The following is a 22,757-nucleotide window of genomic DNA, read 5'->3' on the forward strand; positions in this document are numbered from 1 at the left end:
ATTTTATCTAGGATTTTGTTGCATACCCGAAAGCTCAACGACATCTTCGGGAATTGGTAACGCATACCTGAGATCATTAGACGGAAGCATATATTCTTGACCATTCAATTGCCGTCTGATGGTTATATTTCTACCTTCTTTATTTAGCCTTTTAAGGTCAATCCATCGCAATCCTCTAAATAACAATTCTTTTCTACGTTCGGATAGAATAATTTCTAAAGCTTCATTATCACTTGCAGCTGTTATAGCTGAAAATGTCCCCTTTTTCCATCTCGTAATCAAAAGTCTGTTTAATAATTTTAATGCCTCAGCCCTATTACCAGTTCTTACAAGACACTCTGCCCTAGTCAGAATCACCTCGTCGGTTGCAAATCCCGAAAACAAACTTGTTCCCCCGCTATATCGACCTTTAAATCCATGCGATCCATCTGAATTATTGGTAAAAAATAGAGTTTTACGAAGGTCATCATTGTCATATTGATTATACAATTCATCCACAACCCGGGCCCTTGTTAGATTTAAAATCTGCCCCACGGCCATTCCAGCCTCTGAAAGAACCTCATTATTTAAACTTACAAAAGGATATGTTGCCTTGCTACTGGCTAACGTATTATAGTCAATAAGTGCGTCAAAATGCTGTAGGCATGAATCCGCATATACATTCGCCTCTTCATATCTTCGCATGGCTAAAAATGTTCTTGAAAGACATGCAAAGGCCCCGGGTTTTGAAGGACGAACATAACTTACTGGAATTACTGGTAATAAAAGTACTGCGTTCTTTAAATCAGATATAATATGTTCATATGTCTGTCTTAAACTTGATCTGACCGACGGCTCATTAAAATTGGTATTCACTCTTAAAGGAAGGCCAAGATCACTGGAGGCTGTTGACTCATCGTAAGCTAAACACCAAATGCCACTCGCCGCAAGCATATTTTTAGCACGAAAAAAGAGAGCCTGCCCTTTGATATTATCATATAATACCGAATTGCTACCCGTACGAGCAACTCCTTCCAGCCCCTCCAAAACCGAATTACAATAGTAAACAGCGGTAGAATATGTTTGCCATTCCACTGCATTTGTCAGAAAGAGATAGTCTTTTTCCCAAATATATGCACGTCGGTTTGCCTCAGAAGATAAAGATGTCCAATCCGAGTTTTGAAGGTAAAAATCTCCCGAACTGATCTCACCCGTATTCGGTTCTGAGGTAAGGGCACCTTTATTATCTAAAAGCGCTTGAAGATCTTTTAATGTACTTGGGATAGCTAAACTTTTATCGGGTTTCTCGGACAAAAATTTATCGCATCCGTTGATGAAGATTGCTATAACTAGCATGAAAATTGAGAAATATATTCCTCGAAACGATTTATTTGCTTTCATAACTGATGTTTTAAAATGTAATTTGTGCACCTAAACTCCATGTTTTAGAAGGCACCATCATTAAATTATCATAGGAATAATCTGGATCCAATCCTTCTTTGTTTGCACGCCATAATATTCCTAAGTTACTTGCCGACAAAAAAACTTTGAACCTCTCAAAAGGCATTCGGGATCTTCCCTTAGAGAAATCGTAAGCGAAATTCAGATATTGAAGCCTGATATGATCTCCCTTTAAAACGAATGGTTCAGCAAATTGATAAAAGGCTTCGGATTGAACGGAAGCTGGATAGGTTAAAGCTGGGATATCGGTCCTCATCTCATCACCAGGTTCTTTCCATCTTTTTGAATAATCGGAGTGTCCATTCCAATTTGTGTACAAAGAATTATATGAGATCGTCGGTTTTCTAAAGAAGTACTTTAATTTATATTGAATCCTCACCGCTAGGGAAAAGCCCTTAAAATAAAAGCTGTTTCCAACTGAGCCAAACATTGTTGGGTTAACAGCCCCATGATAAATAAGGTCACTTGCAGCAGTTCCAGATCCGGTGATTTCACTGTATGCTGTACTAACTTCGCCTTTGAGATAACCTCTTGGCGCACCAGTCAGAGGATCGAGTCCAGCCCATTTATAAGATAACATTGAGTAGACAGGTTTTCCAACTATGCCGGTAACAGTAGGAATGACCAACATAAAATTACTTCCTCTATCAGAAGGGAGATAATAGCTGACTACTTCATCTCGATTTGTACTAAAATTAAACTCTGTCCTCCATTTAAAAGATTTGTCAATATTGATAGTATTTAGAACGAAATCCCATCCGGATCCTTTTATTTCTGCTGCATTTTTGACTACTGATGTTCCAATTCCACCTGAGTAATCTATTGGAACATTGGCAAAAAGATCATTGGAGTTTTTCCGATAATATTCTACTGATCCTGATAATCGATTATTTTTTGAACCGAAATCTAATCCTATATTCAGCATAGCCGTCGTTTCCCACTTTAATTCGGGATTCGCATATCTATCAAAACTAGCATACGGTGATTGAGTATAAACGGAATTACCTCGATATCGAATTGTTGTAACAGCAGCGAGCGACGGGTGAATATTTCCGCTACGACCATATGTTAACCGTGCCTTTAGGTAAGGAATAGTCTTCCCAATAAAGCTTTCTCTATACATCCGTTCATCAGAGATCAACCAGCTCACACCTGATGACCAAAGTGGATTCCAGCGGTCATTGGTTTTAAAACCAAAAAGATTTGAAGCATCTCTTCGGGCACTGGCTGAAAGTGTATACTTATTCTTAAAGGTATAAGCAGCATTCCCATACACAGACAAAAACCGAGTAACCTTTTCATTCGAGGAGATACCATTATCAATGAAAAGGGATGCTCCTGTTATCAGGTTGGGATAGGCTGTAGTAAAGTCCACAACTCCAGATGTCATTGTATTGGAATCAAAGCCATAACTTCTGCTCCCATGCCCTGAAGACGTTGATTGCCTTAATTCAGTACCCAATATTGCATTTATAAGGTGATTCCCGGATTTCTTGTCAAAACTCACCTGCCCTCTGGTATTATGGAAAACCATAGTACCATCCTGATAGTCAACAATACCGCCTTCAGGGACTTTTCTTAACATATTTCCCTGAGCATCAAATTGAGTAAAACCATTAATAAAATCTCGAACAAAATAGCTTTCGTCACTCCGATAGTAATTCATCGAACTCCCCTGCCTTTGGTATTGATACAAAAGATCAGCTTTGAACCATTTCAGAAATTTATAATTTAATGAAACATTTGCAAGAATATCCAAAACTTCGCCCTTCTGTTCGTTTGATTTGTAATCTTCTAATGGATAATATTTCCAGTCCAATAATTTGCCATTTCCGAATGTATCAATATAGCTGTAACGCCAATCTTTAGGAATAGCAAGAGAATTGCCCTGAGCATCTGCCAACATAGCATAAGGATACAAAAACCCTCCTTTGGAACTAATTTGTCCTATTCCTTGCCGTCCGCTATGGTTTTCGCTTTTTGTAAGAGTTAAGTTAGAGCTTAAGCTCAGATTGTCCGTAAGGATGATAGTATTCTGAAGCCTTAAATTAATACGCTTATACTTATTTCCAAGATTGTCCAAATTGATGTCGTTACCGATAAAGGACTTCCATCCCATTTTAGACGTCCCTCCATTCATGCTAATAGCATATTGCTGGTTTACACCTTTTTTATAAATGTATTTATCAAAGTCATCCCTTACATCATGCTGTTTTAATAGCTCTATCGTATTATCAATTTCCTGTATTTCCGTTGGACTGGCCGCACCCCTTTTAATCAATAATTCAATGACCGGAGATAGCACTGGTTTGTTGCTCGAGCTAATATCATTCTCATAATAACCGTTGGAAAAAAGCATTTTTTCCACATCAATAAAATCAGAAGAGCTCATCTGTTGTTTATTGTACAAGTCTGGCTTATCTATTACCGATGTGTTTAGCATCAAATCGATCTTCAACGGCTGATTTAATTTCCTTTTTTTTGTAGTAATTACAATAACACCATTTGCAGCCTTTGCTCCCCATATTGAGGCAGCTGCTGCATCTTTAAGAACTGTAATATTCTCAATATCATTGGGATTCAGATTATTAATATCTCCTTCGTAAGGAAAATTATCTAGCACAATAAGAGGAGAATTCATCGATGGCTGTAAGGTACTGAGCCCACGAATGCTCAGTCTTGGAGTTGAGCTTGTACTCCTATCAAATACCAGCCCATTTACCGTACCATCTAATTTCCTTATAATATCAGTGGAAATCTGCTCATCAAGCTTCTTACTATCTATCCAAGAAAAAGACCCTGTAATTCTTTCCTTCGGTAAAGTTTGATACCCTGTTGAAACATTTACATCAACCACATCAAGCTTTGTATTAGCTTCCTGTAAACGAAGGATAATCTGTTTATCTTTCAAATTAGAGACACCAATAATCGTATCCAATTTGGCAAAACCTACCGCAGAAACTTTTATTACAATATCATCAGACTTATTGATCTTTAAAAGAAATCTACCTTCGTTGTCTGAGTTTAAAAAAATACTTTTTTTCCCATTCCGAACATCGACGTTAATAGACTCCATTGGTTTTCCTGTACTTGCATTAAGTATCCTTCCAATTATAGCGTCTTGTGCTTTAACTTCAAATGCACAGAAAAAAATGGAAAAGAAAACTAACAATACGAGGTATATTAAAATGCTACTTTTCATAATGATAATTCTATTTTTGGTCGTCCTTGATTATTAAAATAAATTTTTCACGATCTCCCTCCTTCAACTTCTCTATTATACCTTCATATGGTGTAGAGTCATTAATGAGTGATAAAATATGATCATATAGCTCTGAAGATTTATTAAGGGGCATAATCACATCATAACTATAGAGATTCGCCTCTTCCCACTCATATTTCAATGCCTGCCTATTCGGATTTTTAATATTCACACCCATTTGCTCAAAATCCAGCAGTTGAGGATTTTTAACATCAAGAACTATATCGGTCGTCATATTGAACATTACTCCTTTCTGCCTTAGAATTTCAGTGACGATTGTAGCGTAGATAGCTTTTAGTGTTGCGTTCGTATAGCATCGTCCATAAACCCTTCCGTTAAGGGTTCTTTCAAAAAAACGATGTGTATATTCGGGCCGTACCCCTTTGATAAATACTGAATACTGCTTAAGTCCCAGATCATCTAAATCGTTAGATAATAGAAGTGCGCTAGTGCGAATCACATCCCTCGCCATTACTAAATTTGTAGTATTAGAACTGTCCAGCATACGGTTTATGTTAGCAGATGTGACCTGGCGGGCACCAGTTATCGAACGGACTCTTCCATCCGATGAGATCCATACGTAATGGGGTAAAGAATTATGGGGAAAATACTCTTTCATCTTAACATCCCCCACAATTGAGAATATATCCAATGAATCTGTAATATAGTTTGACTTTATAAAACTTACAGTTTTCTCAGAAGATTCATAGGTGACAGGTACAAATACAATTCCTGCATTTTCTAGTTCCAACTTATGAGTTCTAGGCATATTAACTATACAGGAACCGCACCAAGTAGCCCAGAAATCGAGTATTATCAACTTTTTATTCTTATAATTTTTCAGTTTTATAACTTCTCTTTTCGAAGGATAATTCACAACTTTTAATGGTAGATCCCACAATTCTTCAGGAATTAAATCGCCTACCTCTAAAGGTTTAACATGTGTTGTTGATTTTGTAACTGAAATAGCTTCACAGAAAGGAAAAATTAAAATAAAAAATAAACAAAGGAAACGTATAAATATTTGATCAACATTATTTTTCAAAGGTTTTATCAAATAAGGTAACTGTTGTAATTTTAAAATTAAACTGTTATTAGTCAATCTCTTTAAGAGGAAGGTTCTCAGAAACTGTTCCCAGAAGGAAATATTAAGGTTCACAATTTTCATTGTATAATTGTTAGGTCAGTTAAATAGATTTAAAAAAATCAAAGATTATTCTGCTCCGCTTGAATTCCACCTCACTTGCTACATTGTTCGCAATTGATAATTCAATGTCTTTTAATTCCAATTTCCTCAAATGGGCGACGTAGTAAGCTATAGCAGTACGAATTAACGCAAGGAGGAATTCTTGAATACGCTCTCTTTCCAAACCAAATTTTAAATTTTTAACATCTTCAGCAATTAAAATGGAAAGATCTAGTAAATATTGATGGATACTTTCCAAATCATAATTATCCCAGAAATTTAGTATATCAGAAATAGGATCATAATCTTCCTTATGAATATTATAAAATAGTAAATCGGCAGCGAGCAAATTGGCGTAAAGAGGATGCATATTTTTGATTGATAATGCTCAAATAGCTCATTTCAAATCTCTATCGAACTGATATCAGATTCAAAAAATTTGCTGAATTAATCGAGCCAAAAACAATAAATTCAATTCATCAATGTATGATTGCATTAAACGGAAAATAAAAGGTCAACATTGGGACATGCAATCGATAAGGAGCCACATTGTGGCAAGAATAATCATCTATTCAGGAGCTTTGAAAAGATTTTTTAGAAGTGATTTTTTTAGGTACATATCTTGCTTTATTTAAATGAAATAAAGCGAGGAGAAAAGAAGAACGGCATAGTTCTCTACTCGCCCCCTCCCCAGCCAGGATCGGAAAGACGAGCGAGCTACCTATGCCGCAAATCAAATATATTAAAAATATAATTGCACGACTATAGGAGCGCCACTCGCTGCATCCTATTTCCGAATTTTGGCTGGGGAGAGTCGGATGCATTAAATATTGCTGCCACCTAGAATAATATCTAGAACTGACTATACTTGAATTATTTAATTCTATTTAGTTCATATAATTTTTAATAAACTATTTATTCAAATATAAAAATAAGATTTTAAACCTCCAAATTTTGGAGGTTTAAAACATTTATTTGGAGGCTGTAAATTGCGTATCAATAATTTTTCCTACCTCTTTTGTATATATGGAAGAAACAATTGGAAAATATATTCAGAAAAATTTAAGATTCAAGGGTATTTCAAATAAAGACGCAGGTGAATCTATTGGACTTTCTGAGTCTGCTTTTGAAAAATTCCTGACTAAAGATGACATTTTGGTTAGCAGACTATTCAAACTTTCACAATTTGCAGAAATTAATTTTATAAAATATTATCAAGATAAAGAGCCTCTAAAAGCATTTATACAAGGAGAAATTAATGATATAAGTCAGAAACTTGACTTTGCCGAGATACTATTAAAGAAAAATGATTTAATAATTGAAAATCAAGTAAAATATATAAAAGAGCTAGAAGAAAAGCTTAAAAATAAATAAGTAGAAATTTATTTGCTTTACAACCCGTACCTAAGCATGTCTCGACCCCAATTCACATGTTATGCAAATAGGTTGTACAGAAATACATCCCGGTTTACTGGGAGTAGTTGTTATTCAATTTATGTTGCTCGGAGCTCAGGGTCTATACTACTTAGAACGCCCTAAAGAAAGAGACCGGCTAGGGAAACTTATATATTTCGCATTAGTAGTCCTATTCAATATAATCATTGGATCTCTTCCAAATCATTATATTGAGACTCCCTTGTTTATTACAAACATCTTGCGAACTAGCTTTAATTATATTGTTGCTTATTATTTTCCTATCGTTTATTTACTTAACGAAAATAGTAAGTGGAAAAAAGAAATTCTTATTTCATTTACACTGCCCTTTCCTTTTTATTTCATTGCCCTATCTGGCATCTTTAAAGATTTAGAATCCGTGCACCGATATACAATGTTGTTATTAAGCTTAAATAATTTAAGCCTTCTTTTTCTGCTAAAAAAGCTGAAAGGAAAAAATTCCATAGATAACTCCAATAAAGAATATACTCAAGAAGAATCTTTATCAATTACAACAATTATAATTGGATGTCTTCTATACTCAATCACCCATTTTAATTTGGGAATAAGTGTTGAAACTATTTTCATAAATCTGGGCCCAATAATTCTGAATATTTTCTTGCTATCTAATTGGATAAAAAGTAAGCGGCTAGAATATGAACAATTACAAAATTGTTACTCCTCGATATTCGATCAGAAGCTGATCATTAATAATTGTCAATACTTTGCGCTGTCTGAAAGAGAAACGGAAATAGTCACCTTACTCTTTCATGGACTCAAGAGGCAACAGATCGCTGAAAAGCTATTCATTTCAATACGTACCGTAGATAAACATATCGAAAGGATATTCCTAAAAACAGGCGTTTCTTCCAGAGAACGCCTAATGGAAAAGCTGAGGTTTATAAATAAGCTATAAAACTTTCATTTTTCTTCATTACGCATGTTTTACGTACACAATTACGTAAAACATACGCTATGTAATTTCTTCTTTTGATCATATTTTCGATTAAAAAACCAACAAGTTAGTTAATCAGAGATAGAATATGATACCAAAGGAATTCGATAGCCGATATTCAGTCATGACAGCACGATTTGCTGTTATTAATGGATCTCTTAATGATTCAGTTGTAAATCTGAACGACACATTGATTATAATTAAGGAAAATCTCTCTTCTTTAAGAGATCATATCCGCACGAAATCATTTTTAAGCGATCAGGATGAGATTGACTTTTTTAAGTATACAAAACCAGCCTTTCAAGCTTGGCAACACTATTATATAGAATTATATAATATCATATCGTCTACTCCAGTTGGTACAGAAGATATGATAAGAAATTATTACGTGAATGAAATCAATGTAATAGACCGATTCTTTAAAATTCATGCCTTCTTTTACCAGTATTATTTAAAAGATGAAAATTCAAAAGACAATATCTATTTCCTAAGGCGCTATAGATCCCTATTCCCCCCATCCGCAGAAAACTCATCTCTTGAGACAGAATTTTCCACTGAATTGGATCACTTATTTAGTATGTTTAGAGCTTATGAAATGCTAAAAGATTTTATAATTCGAAGGATCAAATTACTGATTAAGGAAACAAGCGATATTTTCATAAACACACTTTTAAAAAAAAGACAACGTTCATGGTCCGGCGACAAAGTAGATTTAGTTGAAATTGCATATGGAATTTACTACACCGCCCGTGTGAATAACGGGAAAGCTGAAATTTCAGATATTATTCATTGGCTTGAAGATAGTTTTAACGTAGATCTAAGTCAGGCGTACAGAATGTTCGTCGATATACGCCGGAGAAAAACGGTTAGTTACACCAAATATCTAGATGAGATGCGTAATAATATTAATGCACAAATAGAAAACTCATTTAAATTTAGATCAAAATGAGGTGGTAAATGATTATTATTTTGAAAATATTAAAGATTTTCCTGCGATCCCAACATACTGATATTGGTAAATTATATCCATTATAATTCACGTATTATAACACTATTTTTAGCCATAAAGCTTAAAACTCCTAAATTTCAACAAAATTAAGTTTGCACTCATATTTCTAATCAAAATATATCCCTTCTCACATTTTCTCCCTTTCAATTTTAGAAAAAAAATAGCCGAAAAAAATCTATACCAAGTTATTCAACTTGGGAATTCCCCATGCCTACACTTGCCAATTTTGCCCCATAAGGACTCGTTCTTTGACATTGGGGGAAAAAGCATTTCCACTTAACAAACGGAAATTATCGTGCAGTCAAAAAGATATTTTTGATGAACCATAGGCAGCCGGTTTCGGCGGGTAAGTATTTACCAACGTGTGTATTCCCGAACATATAAAAAAATAGAGTGTCCACTCTCGTAGCGATACGTATCAATAAATCCAACTGTGATTACATCATTCTACATATAGTAAGGGGCAAAAGATTTGCCCCTTTTTTATTTCTGAAAACATTTTAATCCTGCAACTCTATGGAAACAATCAGAAACGCAAAACAGATCAAAGATGAAGTTTCTTTGGTTGACTTTCTCGCCCGCTTGGGTCATCACCCATCTCGTAAATCAGGTAAAGAACTATTTTATAGTAGTATGCTCCGTAAAGAAAATACACCGTCGCTATGCGTAAATGAACAATTAGACGTTTGGTTCGACCACGGAGGTGCCAATACCTCTGGTATAAAGGGTGGTAATGTTATTGATTTTGCATTAGCATTTTGGCATCCTACAACTTTTAAGGAAGCCCTTGATAAAATAAATCAAATCATGCTCCTTCCAACTAAAATTGTCTCCCTAAATACAGATAGAAAAATCCGGCCACGCATGAAGGCGACTCGTCTCGCCAATTACAAAATTCAGGAGATTAAAGAACTTGGCAACAATCATTCGATCGAACAGTATCTTAAAAAACGTGGTATTTGGGAGCAGGCACAAGGAAAGATTAAAGAAATCTATTATAGTATTGAAACTGGACCAAAAAAAGGTAAAACTTACTTCTCCGCTGGATGGCCGAATGAAAATGAAGGTTGGGAGCTCCGAAATAAAGTAGGTGTTTTCGATTTCAAATCCTGTCTTGGTCGAAAGGGAATTTCAGTTATCGATGGGGACACAAATAAACTGTCGATGTTCGAAGGCTTTCTGGATTATTTAAGCTGGAAAAAAGATAATCCCAATGCTACCGATTCTATTATTGTCCTCAATTCTGTCAATCTACTGGATATTGCTGTGAAAAAAGCACGTGATTTTTTAAATATTGATGTATACTTTGATCACGACAACGCCGGTGATACAGCCTTCAAACTGATTAAAAAAGAGATTCCTCATGCAATTGATTGCTCGCATATTTACGGCAATTTCAAAGATTACAACGAGATGTTGCTTGCCCGAAAAAATACCCGTATGCCGTGGGAAGAAGATAATATATTTGAAAAAATCTTAGCAACCTATAAACGTTAAATATACTTTTTCGAATTAGGCCATAGGGCTTTTATTAAATTGGCCATTATGCAATACAGCAAAATAGCAACTATACTATTTATACAGTAAGCATTATATATAATAGGCTATGAACCTATCGGTCAAATAGGCTTGACTATGTTGTTGCTGATGTGCTATTAATCAGGCTAAATTGCTATATAGCTAAACAGCTAATCGCATAAAACCATAAAAATGATTATGCTAAACTCCCCCCTACACTATCATGCTTATCTAATGCTATGCTTGCTTAGATAAGCTCAGGTAAAAAAAACATTCTTGTTTTGCAACCTGCAAGTTGTGTTTTCGGGTACCCTGAAAACCACCTTGCCTTTACCCTGCGGCGCCCCTATTGGGGAGCTGCTGGCCAAAGGGAGAAAAACCTTCGCAACTCGGTTTTTCTTTCTTTTTGCTGGGAATAGCCTCTTAAAGGACATGAAAAAAGCTCAAAAAAAGCCAGGTAGACCACCGATGCTAACCGGAAAACGGACAAATATTATCAAAGCCAAACTCACCGACGAAGAATTAAAGGCATTGATCGAAATCCAAAAAACATCCGGTTTAAACCGGATGGAGCTCATACGCAGACGTGTGCTCAGCAAAGGAGCGCCAATCATTATCAACGTTAATGAACTGCTTCACACTCTTGATGCGATCGGCACGAAACTGGGAAGAGCAGGAAATAATATCAATCAACTGGCTCGACATGCCAATATACTCAACAAACAAGGCCAGCTAAATGACCAGATTGTGAAAGATTTTAACAATCTATTTTCTGCCTATATCCAACGGCAGCAAGAACTCGAAAAGCAACTCCGTCATATTCTCAGGGCAATGAGATTACGTTAATACCAAATCATTTATGCTTCTTTCCCCTTATTCTTAATCCATGATTCTATTTAGCATATCAAATTTAATTTCTAATCCAAAATGATTGTCAAGATTCTCAAAAAATCGACAACTTTCAAAGCAGTAAATTACAATACAGGCAAAGTCGACAAAAACAAAGGAGAATTGCTTCTGGTGAAAAATTTTGGTATGCTTCAGGGAATTGAAAATCTACGTCCACAAGATTATATCAATTATCTCGAAACTGTTTCTTCTTCTAGCACACGTATCAAATATCCCCAGTTCCATGTAGCCATATCCACCAAAGGACGACAGCACAGCAAAGAAGAACTTTCGGCTATCGCACAGAAATGGATGGAAGGAATGGGTTACGGAGGGCAGCCGTATTTACTGATCTTTCACAAAGACACAAACAACAACCATGTACATCTGGTGTCCACACGTGTAGGAAGGGACGGAAAAAAAATCTCCGATAGATTTGAGAAACTGCGTGCATATAAGGTTTTGGACCATATTATGAATATTAACGAAAACCAGGTACTAAAGGATCAACTAGAAAAAGCTTTGTCCTATAATTTCCCAACTCGCGCCCAATTTATGATGCTTCTCGAATCAAAAGGTTATCTTCTTGATCTGACTCCAAAAGCTTACACTATAAATAAAAATGGTCAACATATTGGTTCAATTGATCTAACCGAAATCGACCGGAAAATAGCCGAACGAAGGAAAGACAGCGCAAGAGTGATGCAGATCCGGGCGATCCTTGAAAAATACAGATCCATCTATGACACCTCAATAAATAACACTGAACATGGCTACAGCTCTGACTTTGCCGAATTTCTTCGTAAAAATTTTGGTCTGGAAATCTTCTTCCACAGAAAAGAGGGAAAGCAGTCCTATGGTTATACGCTCATCGATCATGCGAAACGAGCAGTCTATAAAGGCAGTGAAATTATGGCTCTTAAAGACATTGCCAATGTAAAACCTGATCAGACCAATGAATCAAAGAATGAAACGATAAAAACAGGGATTCAACTGGCTTATGTCGATAACAAAGGGAATCTTAACAGAGAAAGTGAAGAGAAAATTCAACTTGGAAACTCTGATAATGAATTAGACCATACTCTATCAAATGATATTCCATTCGCAATGCTCGCTCCGTCCGAACTGGAATTCTATGTCCCTGTTCCTGAAATCAATATTTCCGACGATATTGATGACGAAGCTATCCTGGGAAGAAACCGCCGGCGCAAGCGTAAGTCCAGGACAAATAACAGATAACTCTAACCATCTCAAAATTTCTGAATTATGGTCATTCTCATAGGAAACCAAAAAGGTGGAGCAGGAAAAAGTACACTTACCCTGCTTCTTGCCAATTACCTCACTTCTGTACATGAAGAAAAAGTCACTGTCCTAGATATGGATTACCAACAGTCGGTGTCATCAAAATACGAAAAAGCTAAGGTTCTGGAGAACGAAGCGCCCTACGAAATCCTCGCAGTTGATCTCTCTCAGTTTCCGGCATTAATCAAAGTTCTGACGAAAAACACAAAGGAAATGGTTCTAATCGACCTGCCCGGAAAAATGGATGATGATTTGCTGATACCGGTCATTCTCTCCGGTAACATTATCCTCTGCCCATTTAATTACGATGAATTTTCGGTCGACTCTACCCTGCTTTTCGCCATGGTCGTCAAGAAAATAAATACTAAGGCGCCGATGATATTTATTCCAAACCGGATCAAATCAAACGTAAGATACGATACCCAAATGGAAGTGGACAGAGTGATGACTAAATTTGGTACCATAACCCCCATTATTGCTGACAGGATAGATTTCCAGCGTGTAAACACACTCCAGACACCAACAATTGTACTACCAGTCATTTTACCCATACTGAGTCAGATCTATGACAACTATATCAAGAAGCAAAAATCCGAATGAACGATATCAAATCCCTTGCCGACAGGCTCCGTGACCAGCTCCGCACCGGAGATGCCGACCCGAAAAGCCAAGCGAAATCAAAAAAAGAACCCCCTACAGATTCAAAAAGAGAAAAAAAAGATCCTCTTCCCAATCAGGAGAATGCTACAGCCTTCTTTAACGAAATGTTGAATTTTCAGGTTGAACTGACAGAAAAAAGCCTCATCAGGGTTGACAAAAAAACACTGAATCTGCTCAAACGTATTAAACTCACCCAAGGAGTGGATATGAACCGATTTATCATCTATGCGCTCCATCAATATCTCTCCCAGAATCCCTGGCTATCCGATTACATTAATGAAACCCTTAAAAACACAGAACTATGAACTGGACAAATTTTCTGGTAATCCTGACATTCTCCTATCTGGCTTATTACGGAATTAACCTCCTCTATGATCTCTTTATTTCACATAAAGGATCCCCCTCCGGCACTAACGATGAAACCCTAATTTTCGAAGAACATATCCAGCCTCAGCTTATCGAATACCAAAAACCTTCCTTAACAACGGACGATACAACCGAAAAAGAAGCTGTCCAACCAATAAATTCCCCAAAAATTGCAAGACAGGCTACCGACAAACTGATGTCCACCGGAGCGGTAAGTATCAAAGAACTCTTTAACCTGGCCAAAAACAATCTCATCGAACATACCAGTACTATACCTTATTAAAATATGTGGCAAAAGCACATGTTATGGACGGCAACTGCCGTCCTTTTTTTTATGGCGGCAGAAACAGCGGCAGCACAACCCGGTATCAGTGAATTCTATCAGGTTTCCGGCGAAATGCACCGATGGTACTTTAGCCTTTCCGACCTGATTTTAGTGATCGGCGCCATATCTGGAATACTCGGTGGATTGCGCATCTACAGCAACTGGCAATCCGGTAAAACCCACCACATCGACGCCCAGGTTATGGGTTGGTTCTTTTCCTGCCTGTTCCTGATCATTGTCGGTGCCTTCATCAAAGCCCTCTACGGGATCTATTAATCCTTTTCTAATCCTTTAATAATTTCAGATGACAGTAAAAACAAAAAAACTGTTCGTTTTCGCAGCGCTTTTCCTCGGCGCAGCAAACACGCTATTTGCCCAAACTGCGGGTGGCACGCTAGGTATTGATGCAGCAACCTCCTCGCTGACATCTTATGTTGATCCTGTATCGACTTTAACACTGGCAATTGGTGCAGTGGTAGGTATTGTGGGCGGTGTAAGGGTTTACATCAAGTGGAACTCCGGCGATAACGACATCAACAAAGAACTGATGGGATGGGGCGGTTCCTGTCTCTTTCTTGTGCTCGTTTCCGTCGTCATCAAAGCCTTCTTTGGCGTTTGATGATGACAAAGTACTCCATCTACAAGGGGCTCCAAAAGCCCCTTGTTTATCGTGGCTTCAAAGGCAGGTTTATCGGCTGGGGAATCGGTTTCCTAGTTCTGGGACTGGTTGGTGGTGGCCTGACCGGAGCGTTGACAAATATGTATCTCGGCGGGATAATAACCATACTGACCATAGCAGCAGGACTTACGTTCACCTTCTCCAGACAGAAAGACGGCCTGCACGATAAAACACGGAACAAAGGTATTTCTATCCATCCCATACGCCTCAAGAAAAAATATGCAGACCCATTCTTATAAATCTATTTTTAAACTGCCCTATGCGGGAATTGACCATTATAATGGCCATGCACTTCTATTTGGTGAAAGAGGCGATTTTTCCGCCATTTTCAGCCTGCAAAATCCAGTGATGCAATACGGGGCCGATCCAGCTCCTTACATGACCTATCATTCCCTGCTCCTTAATCTGGTAAAGATCCTCGGTGAGGGATATATCATCCAAAAACAGGATATATTCTCCAGAAAAACCTTTCAGGGAAACAGAAAAAGTGAGTTCCTCCAACAGAAGTACGATGATCATTTTCAAGGCCGGGAATACACGGAGATCACTACCTATCTAACCATAACAAAACAGGTGAAAAAGGGCGCATTCTACGTTTACGACAAGAAGATACTCGCTGATTTCGCCCACCAGATGGAAAAGGTTCACGATCTGCTGCTGGGTGTAGAGCTTAATCCCAAACAGTTAAAAGAGGCGGAGATTAACTGTTTCATATCCCGCATCCTTGCCGTCGATTTCTCCTCAGAAAACATTACTCTGGAAAATATACGTTCTGGGGACAGCGAACTGGGTTTGGGAGACCGCGCCTTGCGGAATATCACCCTTATCAATACAGATTCCATCGACCTTCCTGAATCCATTGGTACCTATGCACATAAACAGGATGGCGGAAACCTTCGGGAATTTCCCATTGATAATCTCTTTTTTTTACACCATGTACCAGAATATCGTTGCATTATTTATAACCAGCTTATAGAGATCCCAGCGCAGCAACTGACTTTGAACAAACTCGAACTCAAGCGTAAACGCCATTCAGGTATTCCGGATCCGGCCAACCTGATCTGCGTCGAAGACATCGACCAGTTACTGGTGGATGTAGCACGGGAAAACCAGCTTCTCGTAAATGCGCATTACAACATTGTACTCTGCGCAGATAACGATAAGCTCGGCAAGGCAGCTAATTATATCGAAGCTTCCCTCTTCCAGCAGGGCATCATCCCCTCTCGAAATGCCTACAACCAGCTGGAACTTTTCCGTACCGCCCTTCCGGGAAATGGTATTGAACTCAAAAAATACGACTGGTTTCTCACCACCTCGGAAGCGGCCCTGTGCCTTTTTTTTAAAGAATCCCTACAAAAGGATGAAGACTCTGACTTCCTTGTCCGATTTACAGACCGTCAAGGTCTACCGGTCGGTATTGATCTGGCAAACCTGCAGACCGGAAGGCTCAATAACCGCTCAAAATTTACGTTGGGTCCCAGTGGGTCCGGGAAATCTTTTTTTATGAATGCGCTCGTCGAACAATACTGCCTTTATAACATGGACGTTGTGATAATCGACACCGGAGACAGTTATCAGGGACTATGCAGCTATTACGGGGGTAAGTATATCACTTATACTGAAGAAAACCCGCTTTCCATGAACCCTTTTGCCATGACCCAAAAAGAATTTAATCTGGAACAGAAAGACTTCCTTAAAACGCTCGTAGCGTTATTATGGAAAGGATCTGAGGGCGAGCTTACCCAAATTGAGGACAGCGTTATCTCAAATGTCTTATCCTCATATTACTATGAATATTTTTGGCTGGATCCAGGTCCACAGCATCCACGAAGACCTGAAAAACTGGATTTCGATTCTTTCTATATCTACTCGGTCGAAAGGATTAAAGAAATCACCGAGCAGGAGTCCGTCAGTTTTGATCTGGACGAATACCGCTACGTACTCCGTAAGTTTTATTCGGGCCAGGAGTTTGGTACATTATTGAACGAAGCGACCGACCAATCGCTGTTCACCGCACCTTTTATTGTCTTCGAAATAGACAATATTAAGGAGAACAAGATCATTTTCCCCATCGTTACCCTATCGATCATGTCTGTTTTCCTCCAAAAAATGCGACACCGGACAGACCGCCGTAAAGCCCTCATTGTGGAAGAAGCCTGGAAAGCAATCGCAAGCCCCATTATGGCGGGCTATATCCTCTACCTCTATAAAACGGTCCGTAAATTTTGGGGCGAGCTCACCGTTGTCACCCAGGAGCTTGGCGACATTCTGGGCAATCCGATTGTCAAAGATAGTATCATAGCAAACTCTGATACGATCTGCCTGCTTGACCAGGGAAAATTCAGGGAAAATTATGACGAGATCGCCAAACTGCTCTCTATTACTGATACCGAAAAACGAAAGATCTTTACCATAAACCAGCTCGATAATAAAGATGGCCGTGAACGCTTTAAAGAAGTTTATATCCGCCGCGGAAATAGCGGTGAGGTCTATGGTGTAGAGGTGTCCATCTACCAATATCTGTGCTATACAACAGAAAAACCCGAGAAAAATGCGGTACAGATCTATGTAAAACTGTATGGAACCTATCAGGAAGCATTGCAGGCATTTGTTTCGGATATGCAGACCAGTGGGCTTGCACTGCCTGCATTCGTGTCCAAAGTCAACCAGGCCGGAATTCCCTTTCCTTCTATACAGTAATGAAACCATGATTCTAAACAACTCCTCTTAAACATGAAAAAAATCTATTTTATCCTGCTCCTTTTCCTGTTTTCCAGTTGGTCTCGGGCACAGATTTATGTTGATCCGGCGGTAGCGGCAGCCACTGCGGCCCACGCGTCCATAATGAACCGACAGCTGGATAACACGAACAATAACCTAACCCTCATCCAGCGTGGACAGCTTGCAGTTACCGGACAGTTGGTCATTGTCAATGACCTCCAGGACAAAATATATAAAGGTCTCAGTGAAGTTTCGGCGGTCGTACGCAATCTACTTGCCATAAAGGATATTACCGAAATCAGTTCTGATATCGTCCATGACGCAAACAGGGCCATGGATATCGCCGGATCAAATCCTATCCTACTTTTATTTGCCGAGCAGGGAGTCCGTGAGTTTAAAACGCGTGCCACAGCATTGGTCACAGAAGTAGCATCTTTTGTCACCAAGGGAGGAAAAGATAATCTTATGGATTCTGGCGAACGCGCCAAACTGCTCAACAGGATCGTTAATGAGATGATTATTCTTCGGGGCATCGCATATGGCATGTACCGGACCATGTACTGGGCAAAACAGCGGGGAATCTTGAATTCCCTCAATCCATATGCCGGTTTTATCAACACGGATAAACGGATCGCTGATGATATTATCCGAAATGCCAAATATCTCAAGCCATGAAGAAACTACTGATCCTAATCATAGCTATACTGTGTTTTTCTGCCTACGGGCATGCGCAGCTCAATGTGGAACTGCTCCATCAATTGGTCCAGCATAGCAAGGACGAATATGGTCGGCAGACGACCGCGCGCAGCAGACAGGCTGTTACCTCGGCCAATGAACAGGTCAACCGTTCCAAAATGGATGAACTGAAACAAAAATACCGAAACCTGCAAGACCGTTTTCACATGCTAAGCCTTGCGATAGATGCTTCCCAGATAGCGCTGCAGGCCAGTCCCCTGATTTCTAAGATCATCGAAAATCAGGACAGAATTATCAGGCTTGCATCCGATGATCCTCTGCTCATTGCCCTGGCATTCCAAACGGAGATCGATATATCAGGTAGAGCTTACATGCTCAGCAGGTATCTCTATGCACTTGCATTGAGCCTCGGGGATCTTAACCAGATGAAATCCAGTGACCGAAAATTGCTGTTCGGGCACGTGATCCGGGAACTGAGGATTATAGAAGGCAGCTCCCACGGTCTTGCGGTAAATATGTTTTATTCGAGCAGGAAAAAGATGGTCTCCGCTATGAATCCCTTTGATGGTTTTATAAACCGTGACCGGGAACTGGTGAACGACATTCTGGCAAAAGTCAAACAGATGAAAAAATGAGAGCAAGCATTTTAGTTTTCCTATTCCTCAGCCTCCTACTGAACGTAAAAAAAGCAAGCGGTCAAGGTTACGCTGTTATCAGTGATACGAAACATCTGGCTATTGTCAACGAGAACGGTGCTGTACGCTATTCCTCAGAAGCAACGCACAATGGCTATCTCAACTCGATCAGGCAAAAACTGGATGACATTAACGTCAATATTAGCTCCGTAGTTCTCGTCCAGGATATCATTCACAGGTCTCTGACAGAAGTCAACGGGGTATTACGTTCCGGGCTCACTATCAGACAGATTGCAGAGATCAGCACGGATATTATCCGTGAATGTGACCAGATACTCCAGACAGCGAAAGACTCGCCGCATCTTTTGCTCTTTGCCGAAGATGTCGCAGGAAACATGAAAAGCCGTGGCGTGAACCTCGTTTCCGAAGTATCCGGATTCATCCTCAGGGAAGGACAGAATGTACTGATGGATTATGAGAAGCGGGATGCCCTGCTACGTAAAATTGTGCTTGAACTACAGGTGATGCGCGCCCTTACCTATAGCCTGCAAAGTTCTATGTACAGGGCAAAAATAATTGGCGTCTTCAGGTCATTAAATCCCTATCAGAATTTCATCAACCGTGACTTCCGCCTAGTGGATGACATTATATATAAGATCAAAATCATTAAGAAATAATCACATGAAAAATCTTCTTATTCTTGGTATTGGCCTGTTGATGGTAATAAACGGAAAGGCACAAAGCGTGCGCAGGCTTACCGACCAGCACATAGTCAACCAACAGGAACGTATGGTTTTCAAACAGTGGGACAAAAAGAAATTTACCCCCACAAAAGGCTTTCTTGGGCTCAACCCGAACTACTGGTTAACCTGGGCATGGCATTCAAACTATCCCAAAAATGACCTCCGCCCGCTCAGCAGCGGCGGTGCACAGACACAGCGTCTCTTATTGGTGGCTGCCATGAAAAATACCGAAGAAGCCTACAGTAGACATGCCGATACGCTCCGAAATACCGCACTTACCGAAATGCTGAATTATACGGGCGCCGTGTCCCAGGTCGATCCCTTATGGCAGCTCTATTATGGCCATGAATTTCAATCTCTATACCAGATAAACCACGCTTCTGCGCTTCAAGGGGCCGCTTCCGAGGTTAGCAGCTATCTCATCCGGACAGGTATACTTCAGTGGTACATCGATGAAAGCGCAGCGCTGTCCGAACGGCTAGATGGAGCCCGGTCAACAAACCTTGACCGGGGATCGCGCATTATGAGCTATCACCGAATGCTTGATGAATACAGAAAACTCCGTTCCGTCTGGGAAGCCAAGAAACAGCGCGCTAAACTTTTCCTTTCCCTGGCAAAAAAGAATGCCGAACAAAAGCAGTCAGCCAAAGCTCCAATCGTACCTCAGGGAAGAACAGACATTCAGATCGCACAGGACGTGCTGCGAAAATCAAAACTCTAAAAACCAAAGACATGAACTTTATTACAACGTTCACAGGCAATTTCATCACTCAGGTACAGTCCGTGCCTGTTCCGGACAGCTTTAAAGATACCTTCAATTTCCTACAGGGGAATGGCGTCTACGAAGAAGGAATGATGCACTTTTTAAAGCAGATGAAGGATACCATCTGGACACATTACGACGCCTTCATCGCCGATGCACAGGCACTCTGCGCAATTTTTATGCTCATCTTCTTCAGTATCAAAATCTATGAGATGATGGCCGGCGATAAACAGCTCGAAATTATGCCGCTGCTCCGGCCCTTCGGTCTGGTCATGGTTATCCTCTGGTGGCCCACATTTACCCGCGTCATCGCCTTCCCTACAGAAATTGTCGAAAGCAGGACAGAGGCTATGTTTGACGGGAGTCAGACTGAGGTAAATAACCTGAGGCTCCAGCGTGCAAAACTGATGGTAGACGTTTCCGATCAGCTCCTAACCGTACAGGCCGAAACAGAAACAGCAAAAGCTGAAGCAGACACCTGGTATGGAAAAGCTTGGGATTCTGTTAAATCTACCGTTAAAGAGGGGTTTGCAGAAGTATGGAATCCGATTGTAGAAATGCGCAACCGTCTACAGGCTAACCTACTTTTATTGCTCTCTTCAATATTGGAAACACTAGCGGTATGGCTTCTGCGTATCTGTGTATATGTTATCTTCATTGTCCAGATTATATTTTCTACCATTCTCATTATACTTGGACCATTTGCTGTAGCAGTAAGCATACTGCCTGCATTCCGTGATTCATTTTCAACATGGATAGCCCGCTTTGTGTCAGTCAATCTATATTCGGGAATCGCTTATTTGGTCATGTACATATCTTCCCTTTTTCAGCATTATGCGATGGAGGCAGAGATCAGCAGATATCAATCACTCCTTGGAGCCTCTGGTCCTGATCTAGGGAAACTCGTTTCATTTGCGACTTTTGGTGTCCTTTCATTTGGAATGGTCATCGGCGCATTTGTCATCGGTGCACTGACCATGCTTACAGTTCCGAGTATTTCGACATGGATCATCTCTACCAGCGGAATTTCATCCGCCGCATCCTCTATGGGGCGGGGTGCCTCCTCAATGGCCAGAACAGCAAGAAAAGTATTGACCAAACTTTAACAAATGAAACAAAAATGATTATCAAAAATATTGAATCCAAAGTACGACTGGCAACTTTTCTCTCCGCAGGATGCCTTATCGCAGCTGTATTGATGGTACTGGCCGTCTCGTTCTTTTCCTACCGCCAGGTTGTTAACGCACGCAAAAGTATCTATATCTTGGACGCTGCAAATGTTCCCATGTCAGCCAGACAGACTGACGTACAGATGAACCGGGAAGCAGAATACCGATCGCATATCGGAAGGTTTCATAGTCTATTTTTCTCCATGACACCGGATGATAGGTTTATAGAATATCAGATGAAGCAGGCTATGTACCTGATAGATGAGAGCGGAGCCCTCCAATACAATAACCTAAAGGAAAAAGGTTTTTTTAGTTCCATCCTCTCCTCCAGTGCCGTACTCACCATACGGACTGATAGCATTTATCTCGATATGCCAAAACATTACTTCCGTTACTATGGAACACAAAAAATTGACCGTCGCAGTTCTACCATTACCCGCTCGCTGATTACAGAAGGCTATCTAAATGACCTGGAATTCCGTTCAGAAAATAACCCTCATGCTGTCTTGATAACAAGATGGAAAACCCTTGAAAACAAAGACCTGCAAAATGTCCAAAAAAACACCTTCTGAACATATTAATCCCCCTGGTGGCAACACGGCCATTTTAAGGCGTCTGGGCAGGGTGGTAATTCTGATCCTTCAAATTTTTAAACGTTATCCTGCACATGTTCTCTGCGGAATGCTGACCTGCATCATCATTTCAGGAATTCTCGCTTTTACTGTCATGCGTAGCGGTTCTACACGGACTCTGCCTATTTATCCAAAACTGCCCCTAGTGGGTTCAATGGATGGAATCAGTGAGGCAATCGGGACTTATGGGACACTACAGAATGTCCTGTCAATTCAGGATACCATAGCTGCCATAATAAATAAAGATAGCCTGGACAAAACAGACAGCCTTCGCCTAGTGGAAGCATTAAAACGTTTCGAGCAGTTGCAGCGCTCAATCTATAAACCGGGAAATAAGAAATAAGAACAAACTGCCCAGATCTAAACTTTGCTTA

The 22,757-nt window shown here is 39.7% G+C and carries 24 protein-coding genes; 20 read left to right on the forward strand and 4 right to left on the reverse strand.

The features are described 5' to 3' along the window. Positions 1–3 precede the first annotated feature (3 nt). Genes HMAT_RS07775 through HMAT_RS07790 form a run of 4 tightly spaced genes read right to left on the reverse strand, consistent with a single transcriptional unit; the run spans position 4 to position 6,258 of the window. Positions 4–1,380: a RagB/SusD family nutrient uptake outer membrane protein gene (locus HMAT_RS07775; RefSeq protein ID WP_104382175.1), complete on the reverse strand. Its 1,377-nt coding sequence runs from the start codon at positions 1,378–1,380 to the stop codon at positions 4–6. 10 nt (positions 1,381–1,390) lie between these two features. Beyond that, a complete protein-coding gene (locus tag HMAT_RS07780; protein ID WP_104382176.1) occupies positions 1,391–4,642 on the reverse strand; it encodes a SusC/RagA family TonB-linked outer membrane protein in 3,252 nt (1,083 codons plus the stop codon). A 10-nt stretch (positions 4,643–4,652) separates the two neighbouring features. Further along, complete coding sequence (locus HMAT_RS07785; RefSeq protein ID WP_104382177.1) at positions 4,653–5,870, reverse strand: TlpA disulfide reductase family protein; 1,218 nt, start codon at positions 5,868–5,870, stop codon at positions 4,653–4,655. 19 nt (positions 5,871–5,889) lie between these two features. Continuing rightward, positions 5,890–6,258, reverse strand: coding sequence for a hypothetical protein (locus HMAT_RS07790; protein ID WP_104382178.1), 369 nt, complete (start codon positions 6,256–6,258; stop codon positions 5,890–5,892). Positions 6,259–6,914: 656 nt separating this feature from the next. Between HMAT_RS07790 and HMAT_RS07795 the strand changes: the two genes are divergently transcribed. The 20 genes from HMAT_RS07795 (at position 6,915) to HMAT_RS07890 (ending at position 22,726) form a co-directional block, all read left to right on the forward strand. After that, the gene (locus HMAT_RS07795; protein WP_104382179.1) at positions 6,915–7,262 is read left to right on the forward strand and encodes a hypothetical protein; all 348 of its coding nucleotides are present in this window, start codon (positions 6,915–6,917) and stop codon (positions 7,260–7,262) included. Between the two features lie 454 nt (positions 7,263–7,716). Continuing rightward, complete coding sequence (locus HMAT_RS27715; protein WP_371412042.1) at positions 7,717–8,238, forward strand: helix-turn-helix transcriptional regulator; 522 nt, start codon at positions 7,717–7,719, stop codon at positions 8,236–8,238. Positions 8,239–8,401: 163 nt separating this feature from the next. Next, on the forward strand, positions 8,402–9,226 hold the full coding sequence (locus HMAT_RS07805; protein WP_233789140.1) for an RteC domain-containing protein: 825 nt from the start codon (positions 8,402–8,404) through the stop codon (positions 9,224–9,226). A 576-nt stretch (positions 9,227–9,802) separates the two neighbouring features. After that, positions 9,803–10,783 carry a toprim domain-containing protein gene (locus HMAT_RS07810; RefSeq protein ID WP_104382182.1) on the forward strand — a complete coding sequence of 327 codons (981 nt, stop codon included), beginning with the start codon at positions 9,803–9,805 and terminating at the stop codon, positions 10,781–10,783. Between the two features lie 453 nt (positions 10,784–11,236). Continuing rightward, complete coding sequence (locus HMAT_RS07815) at positions 11,237–11,650, forward strand: plasmid mobilization relaxosome protein MobC (RefSeq protein ID WP_158655663.1); 414 nt, start codon at positions 11,237–11,239, stop codon at positions 11,648–11,650. A gap of 81 nt (positions 11,651–11,731) precedes the next feature. After that, complete coding sequence (locus HMAT_RS07820) at positions 11,732–12,931, forward strand: relaxase/mobilization nuclease domain-containing protein (protein ID WP_104382184.1); 1,200 nt, start codon at positions 11,732–11,734, stop codon at positions 12,929–12,931. A gap of 27 nt (positions 12,932–12,958) precedes the next feature. Continuing rightward, positions 12,959–13,594, forward strand: coding sequence for a ParA family protein (locus tag HMAT_RS07825; RefSeq protein ID WP_104382185.1), 636 nt, complete (start codon positions 12,959–12,961; stop codon positions 13,592–13,594). Continuing rightward, complete coding sequence (locus HMAT_RS07830) at positions 13,591–13,959, forward strand: hypothetical protein (protein ID WP_104382186.1); 369 nt, start codon at positions 13,591–13,593, stop codon at positions 13,957–13,959. Before HMAT_RS07825 ends, HMAT_RS07830 begins: the two co-directional genes overlap by 4 nt. Continuing rightward, positions 13,956–14,303 carry a hypothetical protein gene (locus HMAT_RS07835; protein WP_104382187.1) on the forward strand — a complete coding sequence of 116 codons (348 nt, stop codon included), beginning with the start codon at positions 13,956–13,958 and terminating at the stop codon, positions 14,301–14,303. Before HMAT_RS07830 ends, HMAT_RS07835 begins: the two co-directional genes overlap by 4 nt. A 3-nt stretch (positions 14,304–14,306) precedes the next feature. Beyond that, positions 14,307–14,621, forward strand: a complete 315-nt coding sequence (locus HMAT_RS07840) for a DUF4134 family protein (protein WP_104382188.1) — start codon at positions 14,307–14,309, stop codon at positions 14,619–14,621. A 28-nt stretch (positions 14,622–14,649) separates the two neighbouring features. Then, positions 14,650–14,964 (forward strand): DUF4134 domain-containing protein, encoded by a 315-nt coding sequence (locus HMAT_RS07845; protein WP_104382189.1) that lies wholly within the window; start codon positions 14,650–14,652, stop codon positions 14,962–14,964. After that, a complete protein-coding gene (locus tag HMAT_RS07850; protein WP_104382190.1) occupies positions 14,964–15,263 on the forward strand; it encodes a DUF4133 domain-containing protein in 300 nt (99 codons plus the stop codon). Before HMAT_RS07845 ends, HMAT_RS07850 begins: the two co-directional genes overlap by 1 nt. Further along, on the forward strand, positions 15,244–17,724 hold the full coding sequence (locus HMAT_RS07855) for a TraG family conjugative transposon ATPase (protein ID WP_104382191.1): 2,481 nt from the start codon (positions 15,244–15,246) through the stop codon (positions 17,722–17,724). Before HMAT_RS07850 ends, HMAT_RS07855 begins: the two co-directional genes overlap by 20 nt. 33 nt (positions 17,725–17,757) lie before the next feature. Further along, a complete protein-coding gene (locus tag HMAT_RS07860; protein WP_104382192.1) occupies positions 17,758–18,420 on the forward strand; it encodes a hypothetical protein in 663 nt (220 codons plus the stop codon). Continuing rightward, positions 18,417–19,076 (forward strand): hypothetical protein, encoded by a 660-nt coding sequence (locus tag HMAT_RS07865; RefSeq protein WP_104382193.1) that lies wholly within the window; start codon positions 18,417–18,419, stop codon positions 19,074–19,076. The genes HMAT_RS07860 and HMAT_RS07865 overlap by 4 nt, the downstream gene beginning before the upstream one ends. Beyond that, a complete protein-coding gene (locus HMAT_RS07870) occupies positions 19,073–19,753 on the forward strand; it encodes a hypothetical protein (RefSeq protein ID WP_104382194.1) in 681 nt (226 codons plus the stop codon). Before HMAT_RS07865 ends, HMAT_RS07870 begins: the two co-directional genes overlap by 4 nt. 4 nt (positions 19,754–19,757) lie before the next feature. After that, entirely contained in the window at positions 19,758–20,540 is a 783-nt protein-coding gene (locus HMAT_RS07875) for a hypothetical protein (RefSeq protein ID WP_104382195.1), read from the forward strand. Positions 20,541–20,551: 11 nt separating this feature from the next. After that, positions 20,552–21,688, forward strand: a complete 1,137-nt coding sequence (locus HMAT_RS07880; RefSeq protein WP_104382196.1) for a type IV secretion system protein — start codon at positions 20,552–20,554, stop codon at positions 21,686–21,688. Positions 21,689–21,702: 14 nt separating this feature from the next. After that, positions 21,703–22,323 (forward strand): conjugative transposon protein TraK, encoded by a 621-nt coding sequence (gene traK, locus HMAT_RS07885; RefSeq protein WP_104382197.1) that lies wholly within the window; start codon positions 21,703–21,705, stop codon positions 22,321–22,323. Continuing rightward, the gene (locus HMAT_RS07890; protein WP_104382198.1) at positions 22,301–22,726 is read left to right on the forward strand and encodes a hypothetical protein; all 426 of its coding nucleotides are present in this window, start codon (positions 22,301–22,303) and stop codon (positions 22,724–22,726) included. Before traK ends, HMAT_RS07890 begins: the two co-directional genes overlap by 23 nt. Positions 22,727–22,757: the final 31 nt, after the last annotated feature.

The sequence above is a fragment of the Sphingobacterium sp. HMA12 genome, from assembly GCF_002933815.1.
Lineage (GTDB): Bacteria > Bacteroidota > Bacteroidia > Sphingobacteriales > Sphingobacteriaceae > Sphingobacterium.

Bases quoted from the DNA above. Each gene is read 5' to 3' on its own strand.
- HMAT_RS07775 (WP_104382175.1), bottom strand. From the start codon at position 1,380: ATGAAAGCAAATAAATCGTTTCGAGGAATATATTTCTCAATTTTCATG.
- HMAT_RS07780 (WP_104382176.1), bottom strand. From the start codon at position 4,642: ATGAAAAGTAGCATTTTAATATACCTCGTATTGTTAGTTTTCTTTTCC.
- HMAT_RS07785 (WP_104382177.1), bottom strand. From the start codon at position 5,870: ATGAAAATTGTGAACCTTAATATTTCCTTCTGGGAACAGTTTCTGAGA.
- HMAT_RS07790 (WP_104382178.1), bottom strand. From the start codon at position 6,258: ATGCATCCTCTTTACGCCAATTTGCTCGCTGCCGATTTACTATTTTAT.
- HMAT_RS07795 (WP_104382179.1), top strand. From the start codon at position 6,915: ATGGAAGAAACAATTGGAAAATATATTCAGAAAAATTTAAGATTCAAG.
- HMAT_RS27715 (WP_371412042.1), top strand. From the start codon at position 7,717: ATGTTGTTATTAAGCTTAAATAATTTAAGCCTTCTTTTTCTGCTAAAA.
- HMAT_RS07805 (WP_233789140.1), top strand. From the start codon at position 8,402: ATGACAGCACGATTTGCTGTTATTAATGGATCTCTTAATGATTCAGTT.
- HMAT_RS07810 (WP_104382182.1), top strand. From the start codon at position 9,803: ATGGAAACAATCAGAAACGCAAAACAGATCAAAGATGAAGTTTCTTTG.
- HMAT_RS07815 (WP_158655663.1), top strand. From the start codon at position 11,237: ATGAAAAAAGCTCAAAAAAAGCCAGGTAGACCACCGATGCTAACCGGA.
- HMAT_RS07820 (WP_104382184.1), top strand. From the start codon at position 11,732: ATGATTGTCAAGATTCTCAAAAAATCGACAACTTTCAAAGCAGTAAAT.
- HMAT_RS07825 (WP_104382185.1), top strand. From the start codon at position 12,959: ATGGTCATTCTCATAGGAAACCAAAAAGGTGGAGCAGGAAAAAGTACA.
- HMAT_RS07830 (WP_104382186.1), top strand. From the start codon at position 13,591: ATGAACGATATCAAATCCCTTGCCGACAGGCTCCGTGACCAGCTCCGC.
- HMAT_RS07835 (WP_104382187.1), top strand. From the start codon at position 13,956: ATGAACTGGACAAATTTTCTGGTAATCCTGACATTCTCCTATCTGGCT.
- HMAT_RS07840 (WP_104382188.1), top strand. From the start codon at position 14,307: ATGTGGCAAAAGCACATGTTATGGACGGCAACTGCCGTCCTTTTTTTT.
- HMAT_RS07845 (WP_104382189.1), top strand. From the start codon at position 14,650: ATGACAGTAAAAACAAAAAAACTGTTCGTTTTCGCAGCGCTTTTCCTC.
- HMAT_RS07850 (WP_104382190.1), top strand. From the start codon at position 14,964: ATGATGACAAAGTACTCCATCTACAAGGGGCTCCAAAAGCCCCTTGTT.
- HMAT_RS07855 (WP_104382191.1), top strand. From the start codon at position 15,244: ATGCAGACCCATTCTTATAAATCTATTTTTAAACTGCCCTATGCGGGA.
- HMAT_RS07860 (WP_104382192.1), top strand. From the start codon at position 17,758: ATGAAAAAAATCTATTTTATCCTGCTCCTTTTCCTGTTTTCCAGTTGG.
- HMAT_RS07865 (WP_104382193.1), top strand. From the start codon at position 18,417: ATGAAGAAACTACTGATCCTAATCATAGCTATACTGTGTTTTTCTGCC.
- HMAT_RS07870 (WP_104382194.1), top strand. From the start codon at position 19,073: ATGAGAGCAAGCATTTTAGTTTTCCTATTCCTCAGCCTCCTACTGAAC.
- HMAT_RS07875 (WP_104382195.1), top strand. From the start codon at position 19,758: ATGAAAAATCTTCTTATTCTTGGTATTGGCCTGTTGATGGTAATAAAC.
- HMAT_RS07880 (WP_104382196.1), top strand. From the start codon at position 20,552: ATGAACTTTATTACAACGTTCACAGGCAATTTCATCACTCAGGTACAG.
- traK (WP_104382197.1), top strand. From the start codon at position 21,703: ATGATTATCAAAAATATTGAATCCAAAGTACGACTGGCAACTTTTCTC.
- HMAT_RS07890 (WP_104382198.1), top strand. From the start codon at position 22,301: ATGTCCAAAAAAACACCTTCTGAACATATTAATCCCCCTGGTGGCAAC.